Annotated in this window: 15 protein-coding genes; 6 read left to right on the top strand and 9 right to left on the bottom strand. The window is 52.7% G+C overall.

The annotated features are described in order from the left end of the window. Nucleotides 1-33 precede the first annotated feature (33 nt). Both GZZ87_RS07590 and GZZ87_RS07585 read left to right on the top strand, forming a co-directional pair. Complete coding sequence (locus tag GZZ87_RS07590; protein ID WP_162027700.1) at nt 34-1,245, top strand: DNA-binding transcriptional regulator; 1,212 nt, start codon at nt 34-36, stop codon at nt 1,243-1,245. A 91-nt stretch (nt 1,246-1,336) separates the two neighbouring features. Continuing rightward, nucleotides 1,337-2,767 (top strand): sulfatase, encoded by a 1,431-nt coding sequence (locus GZZ87_RS07585; RefSeq protein WP_162027701.1) that lies wholly within the window; start codon nt 1,337-1,339, stop codon nt 2,765-2,767. Between the two features lie 9 nt (nt 2,768-2,776). Here GZZ87_RS07585 and GZZ87_RS07580 read toward each other — a convergent pair whose 3' ends face one another. Then, entirely contained in the window at nt 2,777-3,355 is a 579-nt protein-coding gene (locus GZZ87_RS07580; RefSeq protein ID WP_162027702.1) for an HAD-IA family hydrolase, read from the bottom strand. A 121-nt stretch (nt 3,356-3,476) separates the two neighbouring features. Here GZZ87_RS07580 and GZZ87_RS07575 point away from each other — a divergent pair, with 121 nt between their 5' ends. Together GZZ87_RS07575 and GZZ87_RS07570 are read left to right on the top strand one after the other, a co-directional pair. After that, nucleotides 3,477-4,148, top strand: a complete 672-nt coding sequence (locus GZZ87_RS07575) for a DUF502 domain-containing protein (RefSeq protein WP_162027703.1) — start codon at nt 3,477-3,479, stop codon at nt 4,146-4,148. Beyond that, on the top strand, nt 4,145-4,777 hold the full coding sequence (locus GZZ87_RS07570; RefSeq protein ID WP_162027704.1) for a recombination protein O N-terminal domain-containing protein: 633 nt from the start codon (nt 4,145-4,147) through the stop codon (nt 4,775-4,777). The genes GZZ87_RS07575 and GZZ87_RS07570 overlap by 4 nt, the downstream gene beginning before the upstream one ends. An 87-nt stretch (nt 4,778-4,864) precedes the next feature. On the opposite strand, the gene GZZ87_RS07565 is transcribed toward GZZ87_RS07570, so the two are convergent. The 4 genes from GZZ87_RS07565 to GZZ87_RS07550 all read right to left on the bottom strand — a co-directional run bounded on the left by GZZ87_RS07565 (nt 4,865) and on the right by GZZ87_RS07550 (nt 9,709). Beyond that, nucleotides 4,865-5,440 carry a transposase gene (locus tag GZZ87_RS07565; protein ID WP_162027705.1) on the bottom strand — a complete coding sequence of 192 codons (576 nt, stop codon included), beginning with the start codon at nt 5,438-5,440 and terminating at the stop codon, nt 4,865-4,867. Between the two features lie 101 nt (nt 5,441-5,541). Next, nucleotides 5,542-6,657, bottom strand: coding sequence for a tRNA guanosine(34) transglycosylase Tgt (tgt, locus tag GZZ87_RS07560; protein ID WP_162027715.1), 1,116 nt, complete (start codon nt 6,655-6,657; stop codon nt 5,542-5,544). 195 nt (nt 6,658-6,852) lie between these two features. Beyond that, on the bottom strand, nt 6,853-7,485 hold the full coding sequence (locus GZZ87_RS07555) for a hypothetical protein (protein WP_162027706.1): 633 nt from the start codon (nt 7,483-7,485) through the stop codon (nt 6,853-6,855). Between the two features lie 181 nt (nt 7,486-7,666). Further along, nucleotides 7,667-9,709, bottom strand: a complete 2,043-nt coding sequence (locus tag GZZ87_RS07550) for a VIT and VWA domain-containing protein (RefSeq protein ID WP_162027707.1) — start codon at nt 9,707-9,709, stop codon at nt 7,667-7,669. A 154-nt stretch (nt 9,710-9,863) separates the two neighbouring features. Here GZZ87_RS07550 and GZZ87_RS07545 point away from each other — a divergent pair, with 154 nt between their 5' ends. Both GZZ87_RS07545 and GZZ87_RS19710 read left to right on the top strand, forming a co-directional pair. Further along, the gene (locus GZZ87_RS07545; protein ID WP_162027708.1) at nt 9,864-11,354 is read left to right on the top strand and encodes a sigma 54-interacting transcriptional regulator; all 1,491 of its coding nucleotides are present in this window, start codon (nt 9,864-9,866) and stop codon (nt 11,352-11,354) included. Nucleotides 11,355-11,443: 89 nt separating this feature from the next. Continuing rightward, the gene (locus tag GZZ87_RS19710; protein WP_206753325.1) at nt 11,444-11,623 is read left to right on the top strand and encodes a hypothetical protein; all 180 of its coding nucleotides are present in this window, start codon (nt 11,444-11,446) and stop codon (nt 11,621-11,623) included. Between the two features lie 599 nt (nt 11,624-12,222). Here GZZ87_RS19710 and GZZ87_RS07540 read toward each other — a convergent pair. Genes GZZ87_RS07540 through GZZ87_RS07525 form a run of 4 tightly spaced genes read right to left on the bottom strand, consistent with a single transcriptional unit; the run spans nt 12,223 to nt 13,894 of the window. Beyond that, complete coding sequence (locus GZZ87_RS07540) at nt 12,223-12,978, bottom strand: DUF2071 domain-containing protein (RefSeq protein WP_162027928.1); 756 nt, start codon at nt 12,976-12,978, stop codon at nt 12,223-12,225. An 11-nt stretch (nt 12,979-12,989) separates the two neighbouring features. After that, nucleotides 12,990-13,295 carry a hypothetical protein gene (locus GZZ87_RS07535; RefSeq protein ID WP_162027929.1) on the bottom strand — a complete coding sequence of 102 codons (306 nt, stop codon included), beginning with the start codon at nt 13,293-13,295 and terminating at the stop codon, nt 12,990-12,992. Nucleotides 13,296-13,314: 19 nt separating this feature from the next. Continuing rightward, nucleotides 13,315-13,485, bottom strand: a complete 171-nt coding sequence (locus tag GZZ87_RS07530; RefSeq protein WP_162027930.1) for a hypothetical protein — start codon at nt 13,483-13,485, stop codon at nt 13,315-13,317. A gap of 10 nt (nt 13,486-13,495) precedes the next feature. Continuing rightward, on the bottom strand, nt 13,496-13,894 hold the full coding sequence (locus GZZ87_RS07525) for a hypothetical protein (protein WP_162027931.1): 399 nt from the start codon (nt 13,892-13,894) through the stop codon (nt 13,496-13,498). Nucleotides 13,895-13,929 lie beyond the last annotated feature (35 nt).

Below are 13,929 nucleotides of genomic sequence, written 5' to 3'. Positions count from 1 at the left end.
GATATATCATGCGAAAGTGCCCATACCACCAATATGCCCCCTCAAAAAAAAGCCTCACAAAAGAATATTACCCTTAATATCGAAGCCCCGAAGCTCAACCAGCGCTCGATTATCATTGCCCTCGATTGGTATGATGAACGAGTCGTTCGCGGCATCTATAACTACTCCCGTGAAAAGAACTGGCACATCTCACCCTACCTAATCTCCGGACAGTTCGTTCCACACGGATGGCCAGGCGACGGGGCCATTACTTGCTACGGCAACGACACCGCCAGCTACATCGACAACCTGAACATGCCAGTCGTCGACATCAGCTATTTGGACATGCAACGCGACGCCCCCCGAGTCCGTGTTGATAACGATGCAATCAGCAAGTTGGCGGCAGAGCACTTCCTAGCAAGAGGGTATAAATTCTTTGCCTACTACAAATGGCCGGCCGTTGCGGTGAACTCATTACGCCATGAATACTTCATTAAGCACCTGAAAGAGAATGGCATTCCGGATGAGCATATCTTCGAAATCAGACAGTCTCCGCCTAATATGTTTGGTGACTGGGAAAGCCACATCGCAGACATCCTAAAGCAGATCAATGCCATGCCCAGACCACTTGCGGTATTCACAGGGCAAGACAATCTGGCAGCGAGTCTCATCGAAATGTGCCTACGAGTTGGCATACATGTGCCCGAAGAGATCGCCATCTTAGGAGTCGATAACACTGAGCTGTTATGTGAAGGATCGCCCGTGCCACTCTCGAGTGTGCGCACACGCCTCACCGAAGTCGGCTACCAAGCCGCACGCCAATTAGACCGTCTCATGAATGGAGACATTACCAACAAAGAGGCGCCACTACTAATACCGCCGCACGGCATTGTCAGCAGACAAAGCACGGACATGCTCGCAATTGAGCACCCCGCGGTCGCCACCGCAGTCCGCTATATCAAACAGCATTATGGCGAGCCAATTACCATCGAAGACATTATCGAATACACGGGCCTCTCCAAACGTGGCCTCGAAAAAGCCTTCGAGAAACACCTCGGCCGCACACCAGCCAGCGAGTTGCGCCGCATACGACTCGACGAGGCCAAACGCTTACTCACTGAGACAAACGAAAAAATTGATTCCATCGCACTGGATTGCGGCTACAGCAACAGCTCCAACTTGAGCTGCGCCTTTCGTCGCGACACGCAGATGTCTCCACGCACCTACCGTGTAAAATACAGTAAACCTGCCGAAGACATCGACTAACCCAGCAGGACGCATTCACACTGAACGCGGTGATTAAATCAGTGCGAGAAAGCATTCACTGATAGAGTCGAATCTGTCAGAGTCACGTTATATGAGACGCACCCTACACCTATCGATTGGCCTGCTCACGCTCGCTCTTAGCGCTGTCGCCGCGGCGCAGAAACCTAACATCCTAGTCTTCCTCGTCGATGATCTAGGCACCTATGATGTCGGCTGCTACGGCTCATCCTTCTACGAGACACCAGCTATCGATGCACTGGCCGCACAAGGCCAACGCTACACTCAGGCCTACTCCGCGCACCCACGCTGCGTGCCCTCACGCTACGGTTTCTTTACCGGACGATTCCCAGCACGCGACGGCTGCCCCGGTAACACTTACAATGTAGCTCCCGAGGAGCTCACGCTCGCCGAGGCGCTCAAAGCAGGCGGCTATCGCACCTTTTACACAGGCAAATGGCACCTCGCTAAAACACCCGAGGAAATGCCCGAAGCCCAAGGCTTTGATATCAACATCGGCGGTGGCCATGCAGGCGCCCCTAGTAGCTACTTCGCACCTTACAACAATTCTAAAGACCCGCACCATCACGGTGGAAATCTCCCCGGCCTCGAAGATGCCCCCGAAGGTGAATTCCTCACAGATCGCCTCACCGACGAAACCATACAATTCCTAAAGAACCACGTCGCGGAGGACCCAGACCAGCCCTTCTTCGCAGTGCTCGCTCATTATGCTGTGCACACTCCCATCGAAGCAAAAGAAGACTACACGGCATACTTCACCAGCAAGCTCGGTAAGCGTGGCAAAGAAGCATTCATCCAACGCGACGGCACAACCAAAACACAGCAAGACAACGCCATCTATGCCGCGATGATCCGTAGCACAGACGAGAGTATGGAACGTGTAATGCAAACTCTCAAGACACTCAACATTGCCGACAATACACTCATCCTATTTACATCCGACCACGGGGGTCTCTCCAACCGCGGTGCAAGCAATAAGCGTAAACTTCCGACCAGCAACCTCCCACTCCGCGCTGGCAAGGGGCACCTCTACGAAGGTGGCACACGCGTGCCTTTTATCATAAACTGGCCAGGGGTCACCACTCCTGGCAGCCAAAGCGACGCACTCGTCACAGGCACAGACGTCTATGCCACATTACTTGAAGCCGCTGAGCTCCCAGCGGAACCGGAACACGCGATTGATAGCGTCAGCATTCTGCCTGCCATCAAAGGCGAATCGTTTGAACGCTCGCCTATCGTATGGCACAGTCCGCGCCCACGCCCCGAGAGCACAGGTGATCGCGCAGCCAGCGCACTACGCGACGGCGATTATAAACTCCTCAAATTTTATTACCCTGAGGTGCATTACGAACTCTACAACGTCACCACCGACCCAGGTGAAAACCAGGACTTATCCAAAAGCCAACCGGAACGCTGCAAGCAACTCGCAGCACTCCTAAACGCAAAGCTCACTGAACTAGCAGCCATCGATACCTGGCCGACTAAAAAGCGCCCAGCCAAGTAAATCGTAACCCTAAAGCAGCGTATGGATGTCAATCACCACCATACCCGCATTTTGCGCCGCTTCCATACCCAGCTTCGTATCTTCAAACGCATGGCAGCGTTTCGGGTCCACTCCGATCAACTCAGCTGCGCGCAAGTATGTATCCGGCGCAGGCTTTGAGTTGCTCACACACTCAGCTCCTACGATGGCGTCAAACCAATCACGGATACCCAGCGTCTTAAGAATCTTCTCAGCCACCCACTTCGGACTGCCAGTCGCAATCGCCATAGGAATGTGTTCGCGGTGAAATTCTGCAATCGCTTTAACTGGCACGATAGGTTGCACATCGACCAGCAACTCTAGAAACAAATCTTCCTTCGCTTCCGCGATTGCCACTGCATCGACTTCTTTGCCCTGCTCTGTTGCAAGCATCTCAATGATCTCCGAAGCAGGCACACCACCAAGCGCATAAAACCGATCGATAGGAAGCACCAGCCCATGCTCCTTCATTGAGCGCGACCACGCCTCAAAGTGTGTTGGCATCGTATCAGCAAGCGTGCCATCCATATCAAAAATCAGGCCATCGTAATCGTGGTGCAGGTTTTCCATACCGCCCACTAGAAAGCTCAAAAACCACATGGCAAGGTAAACCAATCCCTTGGACGCGCTCAAGAAGGCTCGCCAGCCATGAATATTCCGCTTTCAGTTTCCAGACATCCTTCTGTTCAATATGTTACGCTCTCTTAGAAACGCATTCATCACAGGCATCGTCGTCATTCTGCCACTCGGCGTGACGATGATCGTCATCCGATTCCTTCTCGATAGAATCGGCACACCCACTAGTAAATATTTCTTCTGGTTCCTCGACCCCGAACTGCGCGACATGCCCATCGTGGAAATGGGACTAGAGATGCTGTCCGTGCTCGTCGTCTTATTGCTGATCACCCTACTCGGTTATAGCTCACGCATTTTCATCGGCCGCTTTATTCTCAACAGCATAGAGCACCTACTCGACCGCGTCCCCTTCATCAACACCGTCTACCGCTCAGTCAAACAAATCGTCCAAACCTTCAGCCAACAAAAGAAAGCCGTCTTTCAAGAAGTCGTGTTAATCGAATATCCGCGTAAACATTGCTATGTTCTAGGCTTTCTCACCAGCACCGCAAAAGGCGAAACCCAGGACGTCACGGGCGAGCACATCGTCAACGTCTTTGTTCCCACCACGCCGAACCCAACCAGCGGCTTTCTACTCATGCTACCTGAGGAGGATGTCACACGACTGCAAATGACCATTGCCGACGGCATGAAGCTCATCATTTCAGGCGGTGCAGTCGTGCCCAACGGCGAAAATGGTGAAGCCGTGACGATCAACAATCCCGCCGAAGCCAGCGGCACCGAATGAGCAAGCCTGCCGTAACCGAGCGCGCCCTCGTGCTGCGTATCGCTCCCAGCGGAGAGTCCTACCTAAAGGTCGACATCCTCACAGCAGAGAGCGGCACCTTTCTCTGCCTCAAGCGACTCTCAAAAGCGAAGCACCAAACTGCCGCGCCCGACCTGTTCGACACTGCAGACATCCACTTGGAAACATCGAAACAAGGCACCGCTCGTTTCGTCAACGACTACCAACTCGTGCACCGACGCAGCCACATCGGCCAATCCTATCGCAAACTGCAGCACGCCTCCGACTTCTGCGCACTCATCGCCCAGAACGGTCCACACATGGCCGACCACGCTGCGCTTTACCAAATCACCGAGCGCACCCTCAATGCCTTTGCCGAACGCGACCTACCAAGCATCGTCTTTCTCAAAGCAGTCTACATACTGCTCAAAGACGAAGGCTATCCCGTCCGCGAATCCTGGTGGCCACAACTGCCGCAACACCTACGCGAAGTTGCCAAGCAACTCATCAATCAACCCACACCTAACACCGCCGAGCCCGAACACCTCGAAGCCTGCACCCAGATTACACGACACCTGTGCCATTGGCTCCGTCGCGAAACAGATCTGATGTTGCCAAGTGTGCTACAGTAGAAGCGGCTTCCGGCCGCTTCTACTGAAACAGCAAGCGGCTGGAAGCCGCTTGTTCCCAGTATAACAGCAAGCAGCTAGAAGCCGCTTCTACCGATACTCGGCATGCCTTTGTATATATTGCTCGATACGATATGCAGCATGCGCAGAACGGAGAATATGATCATAATATTCCTTCTGCCATAAAGCACCTGAACGCCCGATCAATAGATTGATCTGATTCGCAGAATACGACCTCCAACTGTGGAGAATCTCCGACAGGAAATGCGGCTCACGAGGACAAACTAAAACATGCACATGGTTCGCCGCGACCACTGACTCGCCCAAGTCATAACGCTCACCATCAAAATGCCTCAAAGCCTCTTCAACGACTCGGCGGCACGCCTCCCGCTTTAACACGCAACTACCCTCTCCAGCATCAAGCCAGCGCTCCATACGAGCTGAAAACAATTCATAATACTCAGCCCGCTGCTGATCATCATGTGGCTTCGGGTTATTACAAAGCCACCGATCCCGCGCCAACTTCCAATCGCTCAATTTGGATTGAGGCACCGAATCAGCCAGGCGAAAAGTTACAAAATAGGTCACGTGCTCCTGCCTCCAATGCGGCAAATTTGCAGCAGTCTTGTCCACCTCGACAAATGGATTCAGATATTGGTAGTCCATCGGCTACAATCAAAGAATCAGATGGCAAATCAAGCAACCGTAGAAGCGGCTTCCAGCCGCTTTTCTTATGCACTGCAAGCGGCTGGAAGCACGCTTCTACCCTACTTTCCGCCCGCGTTGTAGCGTTCGATCCAAGCCGCGCTCCACTCTGCGTAATCATCGGCTTCAATATGCGCGCGTGCCTGCTCCATTAGATCCAAGAAGAAGTGGGTGTTGTGAATCGACAGTAGCGTGTGCGCCAACAACTCCTTCGCCATGACGAGGTGCCGCAAATACGCGCGACTGAAATTCTTACACGTATAATTATCCGCCTCCATGATCGGATTCGGATCATGCTTGAAACGCTCATTCTTAAGATTCAACACACCGTCTGGAGTAAAGACCGAGGCATGACGCGCAAGACGCGTAGGCATCACACAGTCAAACATGTCCATTCCCAGACCGACCATCTTCAAAAGCTGTGGCGGCGTGCCGACTCCCATCACATAGCGTGGCTTCTCTTTCGGCATGACCGGCGCAGTTGCTGCCACTTGACGAATCATTTCCTCCTCGGGCTCGCCGACACTCACGCCACCGATCGCATAGCCTGGGAAATCCATTTTCGCCAATTCACGGCCACAATGCTGACGCAGGTCATCATAGATCGAGCCTTGAATAATTCCGAACACATGGTGCCCCGATTCAATGAAGCCATCTTCGGTTGCATGCTCGAGGAACTCACCTGCCCAACGAATCGTGCGTGCCACTGCGGCTTCGCACTCTTCCCGCTCACAGGGGTATGGAGGGCATTCGTCCAGCACCATTGCGATGTCCGTATCCAGGTTCTTCTGAATTTCAAAACAGTTCTTCGGCCCAAGAAACAACTTACGCCCGTCTAAGTGCGAGCGAAACTCGATCCCCTTCTCGGTGATCTTACGAAGCTTCGAGAGGCTAAACACCTGAAAGCCGCCGCTGTCGGTCAAGATCGGCCCCTTCCAGTTCATGAACTTGTGCAGCCCACCCATCTCCTTCACGAGATCCGAACCAGGACGGATATTAAGGTGATAGGTATTGCCCAAGATGATCTGCGAACCGACCTCTTCGATCTGCGCAGGCGTCATCCCTTTGACGGTGGCTTGTGTGCCGACCGGCATGAAAATCGGAGTCTGAATGTCGCCATGACGTGTTTTGAGGACACCACGACGGGCCGAACCGGATTCTTTGAGCAATGTGAACATGGCGCAGGAGTTAGAAGCCTGAACCCAGAAGTGAGAAGCAAAAAGAGCGGTCATTTTTTGAGGGGTATGATTCTCGCAAGCGTCGTAATTTGTAGGGGCTTTGCTTGCGAAGCCCGCGAAAAGGCCACAAGCAAGCGAAGTCCTGTAACGCCTCCTACGTTCGCGGGCGCCGCAAGCAGCGCCCCTACTGGTTCTTCACTCACCATACGTGATATGCGAAAGTAGCCCCCAAACTAACCCGAGCACTAGACCCGCCAAATGAGCCGACGGTAAAGGCACCACCCCAACCCCAAGGTCGCAGACAAACAAAGTCGCGCCGCTCCAAAACTCATAGCCTATTTTTAGAGCCACCCCGACGACTGGCAGCACACCAAACAACCAGCGATCCATCGAACTACCACCGCGACACAGTCCCAAGCAATAGCGAGTAAACAGCATCGTATCCAAAGCGGATAAGCCACGATACTCCTGCAAGCCTGGCTCCACCCAAAACACAAAGATCGAGATCAGCGGCGCAGCCAACAGCATCCAAATCCACAGACGCATGCCCTCCTGCCTCCACAGCAATCCAGCAAAGACGACAAACATCAGCGCATCCCAAATAAAATGCTCGGCCGTATAATGCAGCAAATGTCCCGTCCACAAGGTGTGCCACTGATGCGACGCCAACGCATCGACCGTCAGCGCACACCCTTCCAGTGGCTGTAAAACAAGCAGACCAATGAACGGCAGCAGCAAACAAGCCAACCAGCCCCAGATAGCCGATTGACGAGCAATGCCCCGAACTCCAACTGGAGCTCGGGGCAGGATGTATTGTGAGCGATGCATGCTTAGATCTTTAGCTAAAACGGTGAGGGAGGGACGAGCTCCGCCTCGTCTTGCGGTGTGGTAGTGCTGTGGTTGAGTGCTGAGGCTCGGCGGACGGCGCAGAGGCCGTCCCTCCCCACACACTCAGCAAATCCGTATCAACCGCGCCACTTTTCACAAATTACGATGCGTTTGAGTATGATTAGCACTTACGCCCACGTCGGCGCATCCAAGCCCCAGCTCCGACAAAGCCGACTAGCAACACAGACTCGATACCAAAGGCACCGCCGCCTCCGCCGCCACCAATCCGTGGAGCCTTCGTCTTAAACATCGGCTTCGATTGATCCACGCGCGTAGAAGTCACAGTCGAAGACTCCCCCCCAGTTTGCTGACGCTGAGCCTGAGCGGCACGCTCCGTTGCCACACGTTCTTGATTCTTGCGATCAATCCCATGACGCTGAAAGCCTTCGCTCGACAGCACAATCATGGAGGTCTCATCCGTCACCAATTGATAGGCGACGCCAAGATCGCGCACACTATCCTTCGATTCCTTTTCACTGACCTTACCGATACTGCGGTCGAGCTCGATTTGCTCGATCTGACTCATTGCCCACAACCGGGCGAGTTCAGGATACTCCATGCTCTGCTTCGGGAAATCCACGGTGGTTTCATACACCTGATCGCCCGTGCTCTTGCTGGCCTTCAATGTTAGGTCAGCCGGCCCGCCCTCTGCATAGCGACCAAACACCGAGAGCTGCTGTCCGCGAAACACTTTACCCGAAAAGTCCTGAGTCAATTCGCTCACGCGTAGTCCCTTCACCTTCAGATCCACATTCAGCAAGGCTTCGTAAGCGATCTTCTCCTTCGACATCAGAATCTTTCCCACGATGTCATCGGCATTCGAAACCGAAGTGTAGAAACCATCCGAAGCCTCACAAATCGTGCGCATCAACGGCCAGTTTGCACTATTCCCCATGAGGAAACCAAACAGACGCACATCATGCTGCTTCATCAAGGCATGAAAATCAGCGGGATCAATCGAGCCAGTATTGGTCACGCCATCCGTCACCAGAATCACATTCGTCGGGCGATCATTATCGATCGATTTCAAACCAAGGCGCAGTCCATCATACAAATTTGTGCTACCATTCACTTGTAGGTTCGCTATTTTTTTCAGTAACTCATCCACATTGTCAGGTGTCAAACTCACCCAATCACGTGTCACATTTCGAGCGCGGTTCGCAAACGTTACCACATGCACGCGGTCTTCGGGACGCAGCTGCCCGATCGCTTTTTCAACACCAGCGCTCAGCGTTGCAAGTTTGCCACTCATGCTGCCCGATAAGTCTAGAATAAACATATAGTCCGCCCCCTGTGTGATCGGTTCAAGATCCACGCCTGGAGTCAGCGTCATCAAGAAGTAGCCCGGCTCAGCGCCTTCCGGCTTATAGGTCAATAGATCCACACGTCCCGGCAAATCCTGAGCTAAACGATAATACACGACCAGATCCTGATTGAGTGTGCCGTCTGGTGAATCAAAGGACCATTTAAATGCATTGGAGCCCTCAGGAACAGGATCACCGGGAAAGCCTTTGATCCGCACATCCTCCAACGGATATCCGGAATGCACTGTGACTTCAGCCGAGAACGAGCGCTTCACTTTGTCATTACGTGTCCAGAACGACTCACCTTCATCATCCGTGCCCCCCTCTTCGATAGGATAGACATAACGTCCCACTCCTAAATCAATTTTCAATGGCTGATAGTAAACCACCTCGATCAAAGTCTCCACCCCTGGTCGAATTGGAAAGACGTGAAACTCGAAGCGCTCATAACTTTCCTTCGAGCCCATCCCCACGTCATTACCCTTGGATTTCTCTTCTTCATAGATCCGCTCGGCATCAGAGCGCGGAATGACTTCACCTTCCAACAAAGTCTCTCCTGAGTGAATCGTAATCTCAGACAAACTCGCCGATTCCGGAACGGGGAAGGCATACAGTGCCTCCACATCGTGTGGATTTGGATTTGAAAATGTCTGCTGCACCACAGTGCGGGCAAACCCATCCGTGATGCGAACATCCACATGATGATCGAGAATCTCAACTGGCTGATCCGCACTCCCGACAGGAGTTAGAATACCAGCAGCTGAGCCAATAACAGGAAAAACCGAAACGGTAGCGACCAGTAATCCACTGATCCAACGACGTCCGGTGCGTGTGAGTGATAGGTATGTATTATTTTTCATAACAACACTCTCTAAACATGCCCCGTGCCAACTATCGCACACAAAACCACAAAGCGCTGACAACAAGACACTTAAGCTTTACAATAAAAACACACCGAAACGATTCATCATTTTACGATAGCATTATGTGTCATTATTCATTACATAAAAAGCCATGACTCGCGACCAACTAAATACCCTACTACGAGGGGTGCACGCGCTCTTTGTGCTCAACCCCTTCAGCGATGCACGGGCCGATAAAGAAGCCGAAATTCTAGCCGAACTTGGTCCACCGCCAACCGAACCCAGCCAAGCGCCCACCTTCTCACCACAACTCCACACACTGATCCGTTGGCTTGAAGCGGCCGAACCCGAACTACTCAAACTAGGCAGTGCTGGTAAACTCCCCAAGAAGTGGAACGACGCGCTGCCGTCCTTCGCTTTCTTCAGCCTCTACCACCAAGTCGCCGCTGACCTCGATCGACTCATTCAGCGTAATCAAGAAGACCTCCCTAAGAACCGCGCACTCTTCCGTAAAGTTCAAGACGGCATAGCCGAGCGCCACACTTTGATCGCCCACGCACCCGATCGCATTTGGAACAGACCCGAGCACCTACTTGCCTGCTTCTACCAAGTGAGACGCGCCTACTATTTCATCCACCACGAAATCGCAGGGCAAAGCCAGCCAATCAAAAAAATGCGTATGCAGATTTGGGAGAGTGTCTTTACCAAAGACATGATGAGTTATCAGCAATGGATGTATGATGCAGTCGGACGCTTCCCGACACTCGTTCTCGGCCCATCGGGCTCAGGCAAAGAAGTCGTCGCACGCGCCATCGGACTGTCCCGATTCATCCCTTACGACATCAAAGCAGGTCGCTTCATCACATCCGCACAAGCGAGCTTCCACCCCGTTAATCTCGCGGCACTCTCGGAAACACTGATCGAGTCCGAACTCTTCGGGCACCGCAAAGGTTCTTTCACTGGTGCAATGACTGACCGCGCAGGACTGTTCGCCACTGCTGGTAGTTATGGCACCGTCTTTCTCGACGAGATCGGTGAAGTCAGCCAGGCCACACAAGTGCGCTTACTACGACTCTTACAGTCCGGCGAATTCCAAGCAATCGGCGATAATCGACCAGCCTACTTCACCGGCAAAGTGATCGCCGCCACACACCGCGACCTGCATGCTGAAATGCGCGACGGACGTTTCCGCGAAGACTTTTACTACCGACTCTGCGGCGACCAAGTCAGCACCGTCGCACTCCACGACATCCTACGCGATCGCCCCGAAGACTTAAGCACATCCGTCAATTACATCTGCACAAAACTCTTTGGCAGCGAAGGCGCGCAACACCTTTGTAGTCGAATTTTGAATACACTTGAGCGCGATGTTCCAAACAACTATACATGGCCCGGAAACTTCCGCGAACTAGAGCAAGCCGTGCGCAACATCGTCGTGCGCGATGAATATACTCCCGTGCCTAGCCATGCAGCGGAATCGATCGACGACATCCTGCAAGGCAGCCACCACACGCTCGCCGAATGGAATCACATCTACGTGCAACAAGCATTCAAAAATGCCGGCAGCTACCGCGAAGCCGCCCGCCGACTCGATGTGGATCAGCGCACGATTAAAAAGTGGGTCAGTGAACACGGCAGCTAAAGCAGACGCACGGATCGAAACCGCTTCGCGGATTCCGCTACAAAAGAATCTCATCATTCGTAGCGGACTGGCGAAGCCATTTCGAACACATGAACCTAAGCCTTACACACGCACGGATCGAAACCGCTTCGCGGATTCCGCTACAAAAGAATCTCATCATTCGTAGCGGACTGGCGAAGCCATTTCGAACACATGAACCTAAGCCTTACACACGCACGGATCGAAACCGCTTCGCGGATTCCGCTACAAAAGAATCTCATCATTCGTAGCGGACTGGCGAAACCATTTCGAACACAGCAACCTAAGCCTCACACACGCACGGATCGAAACCGCTTCGCGGGTTCCGCTACAAAAGAATCTCATCATTCGTAGCGGACTGGCGAAACCATTTCGAACACAGCAACCTAAGCCGAACATACGCACGGATCGAAACCGCTTCGCGGATTCCGCTACAAAAGAATATCATCATTCGTAGCGGACTGGCGAAGCCATTTCGAACACATGAACCTAAGCCGAACACACGCACGGATCGAAACCGCTTCGCGGGTTCCGCTACAAAAGAATCTCATCATTCGTAGCGGACTGGCGAAGCCATTTCGACCACATGAACCTAAGCCTCACACACGCACGGATCGAAACCGCTTCGCGGATTCCGCTACAAAAGAATCTCATCATTCGTAGCGGACTGGCGAAACCATTTCGAACACAGCAACCCAAGCCTCACACACGCACGGATCGAAACCGCTTCGCGGGTTCCGCTACAAAAGAATCTCATCATTCGTAGCGGACTGGCGAAGCCATTTCGAACACATGAACCTAAGCCGAACAGGCGCTCTGTCCGAAAATTCCCGCATGAACGACCAGTGCTTTAGCTGCCGCCGAGCACCACTTCCTTCGGATACGAAACCACATCCACACCGGTCGAAAAATGACAACGCGGCTGATCCTCTTCGAGCGTAAAGCCAACTGATGCCAATAAAGCCGATGCATCCATTTCTGCCTCCATCCTTTGCAATGGCCACGGCGCATGATGCACCTCTAAGCGCAAGACCGCACCACTTCTAGTCGCAGAATAAAAGCAATAGCGCTCCGTCGCCCAATGTTCAAAGGTCCCGGCAGTCGCATAAAAGACGTCTCCGCACGGACGAAACTCCCCGTCAAAAGTAACACCGTCCGATAGGCGACGACTGCTAAAATCAAAACCACCCGCCACGCACTGATGCAGGACTTTCGCATTATGGTAAGGTAGGTGATACAGCAGGCACCCGCCGAAAACAACAGGCCATGATTGCGCATCCAAGCTAAAAAACCACACACCCTGCTTCCCACCAACCTCGACATAGGTTCGCACATTCAGTTCACCAAACGAGGAAAACAATGGCATCGCAGGGAACGACCGCCACATGACATCGTGCATTCGAAAGGGAACCACCCCCAACCAAGCCGAACCATCATACTCCTGCACTGTCACACCAGCAGGCAAACGCGACTCAATCGCCGCCGCAGGCACTCGGTAATGTATGAATCCCAAATCCACCCAAGACTGCCGCCATTGCCAACCAAACTCTGGCAATGGCCATGGACGATGCCCTGCAGCTCGTAATGATGGATGCTGCTTCGTCATACAATTAAGGACTAAGCGATCGGTCCATCACAACGACCATCGGATCGGCCATCCTCAGCATCAATCGCGCCCACCATATGGTTGAGCTCCTCGTGGCTCATCACCCCTTTTGCAGTGAGCACTCGAATCATAGAGGCCACGTATAATTTTAATTCTGCATTCTCCTGCACCAGCGCATCCAGCTTCTGATCCTGCGACATATCTTTGCGATACGCTGAGCGCAACTCGCCCTTTAAACGGCGAATCTCATCTTCCGTATCCTGAATGTCTAAGCGATTACCGACATCGCCCAATAAAAGTGTTCGTCCCCAGCCCATAATCGTTCCCTTGTATTGATTAATTTAATTCGTCGCCCGAACCAGGCTCTGAAGATTGCACCTTCAGCGCTTTATCGCGGTTCTTTTCATTGTCCTTCTTCATACTGAAATGCAGCCACACCCCACAGACAAAGACTAGAATCACGCCGCACGCGAACAACACCAATAGGCTAAATATTTGATTGATCATAGGGCTCGATTTACTTTGCAGGGCGTAAAGTGATCGTCAGATCAGATGGATCCGACTCTTCATAATCATGAGTGATCGTTTTATAATCTGCCGCTCCCACTCGAATCTTGCACTGCCACGAAAACAGTATCGATAAACGCACACGCCCTTCGCCCAAAATCGTCATCTGATACTGCGGCTTTATCTCATCGAACGAATACATCGGCTCGACCCCGACCGTCACTTCCTGGAGCGCAGCGCCCTCAGCATCTACAATGCTGAGCGTCACCTCCCGAAGCGTCAGATCGTCCACACTCATCTGCAACGATTCAGAATCGCTCCAAATAATCAGTGCTATCACCACCAAAATAATTAGCACAACCCCCGGAACGGCAGCGATTGAATCAGTTATAGATTTTGCGACTCTCATTTTAATATCGCCCAAATGCTTAGCCTAAAAATCAA

It is taken from the genome of Lentimonas sp. CC4, from assembly GCF_902728235.1.
In the GTDB taxonomy this organism is placed as follows: Bacteria; Verrucomicrobiota; Verrucomicrobiia; order Opitutales; family Coraliomargaritaceae; genus Lentimonas.
Note: the sequence above shows the minus strand (reverse complement) of the source record. Positions and strands in the feature narration are given on the sequence as shown.

Coding starts and splice junctions, on each gene's coding strand:
- GZZ87_RS07590 (WP_162027700.1), top strand. CDS start 34: ATGCCCCCTCAAAAAAAAGCCTCACAAAAGAATATTACCCTTAATATC.
- GZZ87_RS07585 (WP_162027701.1), top strand. CDS start 1,337: ATGAGACGCACCCTACACCTATCGATTGGCCTGCTCACGCTCGCTCTT.
- GZZ87_RS07580 (WP_162027702.1), bottom strand. CDS start 3,355: ATGGAAAACCTGCACCACGATTACGATGGCCTGATTTTTGATATGGAT.
- GZZ87_RS07575 (WP_162027703.1), top strand. CDS start 3,477: ATGTTACGCTCTCTTAGAAACGCATTCATCACAGGCATCGTCGTCATT.
- GZZ87_RS07570 (WP_162027704.1), top strand. CDS start 4,145: ATGAGCAAGCCTGCCGTAACCGAGCGCGCCCTCGTGCTGCGTATCGCT.
- GZZ87_RS07565 (WP_162027705.1), bottom strand. CDS start 5,440: ATGGACTACCAATATCTGAATCCATTTGTCGAGGTGGACAAGACTGCT.
- tgt (WP_162027715.1), bottom strand. CDS start 6,657: ATGTTCACATTGCTCAAAGAATCCGGTTCGGCCCGTCGTGGTGTCCTC.
- GZZ87_RS07555 (WP_162027706.1), bottom strand. CDS start 7,485: ATGCATCGCTCACAATACATCCTGCCCCGAGCTCCAGTTGGAGTTCGG.
- GZZ87_RS07550 (WP_162027707.1), bottom strand. CDS start 9,709: ATGAAAAATAATACATACCTATCACTCACACGCACCGGACGTCGTTGG.
- GZZ87_RS07545 (WP_162027708.1), top strand. CDS start 9,864: ATGACTCGCGACCAACTAAATACCCTACTACGAGGGGTGCACGCGCTC.
- GZZ87_RS19710 (WP_206753325.1), top strand. CDS start 11,444: ATGAACCTAAGCCTTACACACGCACGGATCGAAACCGCTTCGCGGATT.
- GZZ87_RS07540 (WP_162027928.1), bottom strand. CDS start 12,978: ATGACGAAGCAGCATCCATCATTACGAGCTGCAGGGCATCGTCCATGG.
- GZZ87_RS07535 (WP_162027929.1), bottom strand. CDS start 13,295: ATGGGCTGGGGACGAACACTTTTATTGGGCGATGTCGGTAATCGCTTA.
- GZZ87_RS07530 (WP_162027930.1), bottom strand. CDS start 13,485: ATGATCAATCAAATATTTAGCCTATTGGTGTTGTTCGCGTGCGGCGTG.
- GZZ87_RS07525 (WP_162027931.1), bottom strand. CDS start 13,894: ATGAGAGTCGCAAAATCTATAACTGATTCAATCGCTGCCGTTCCGGGG.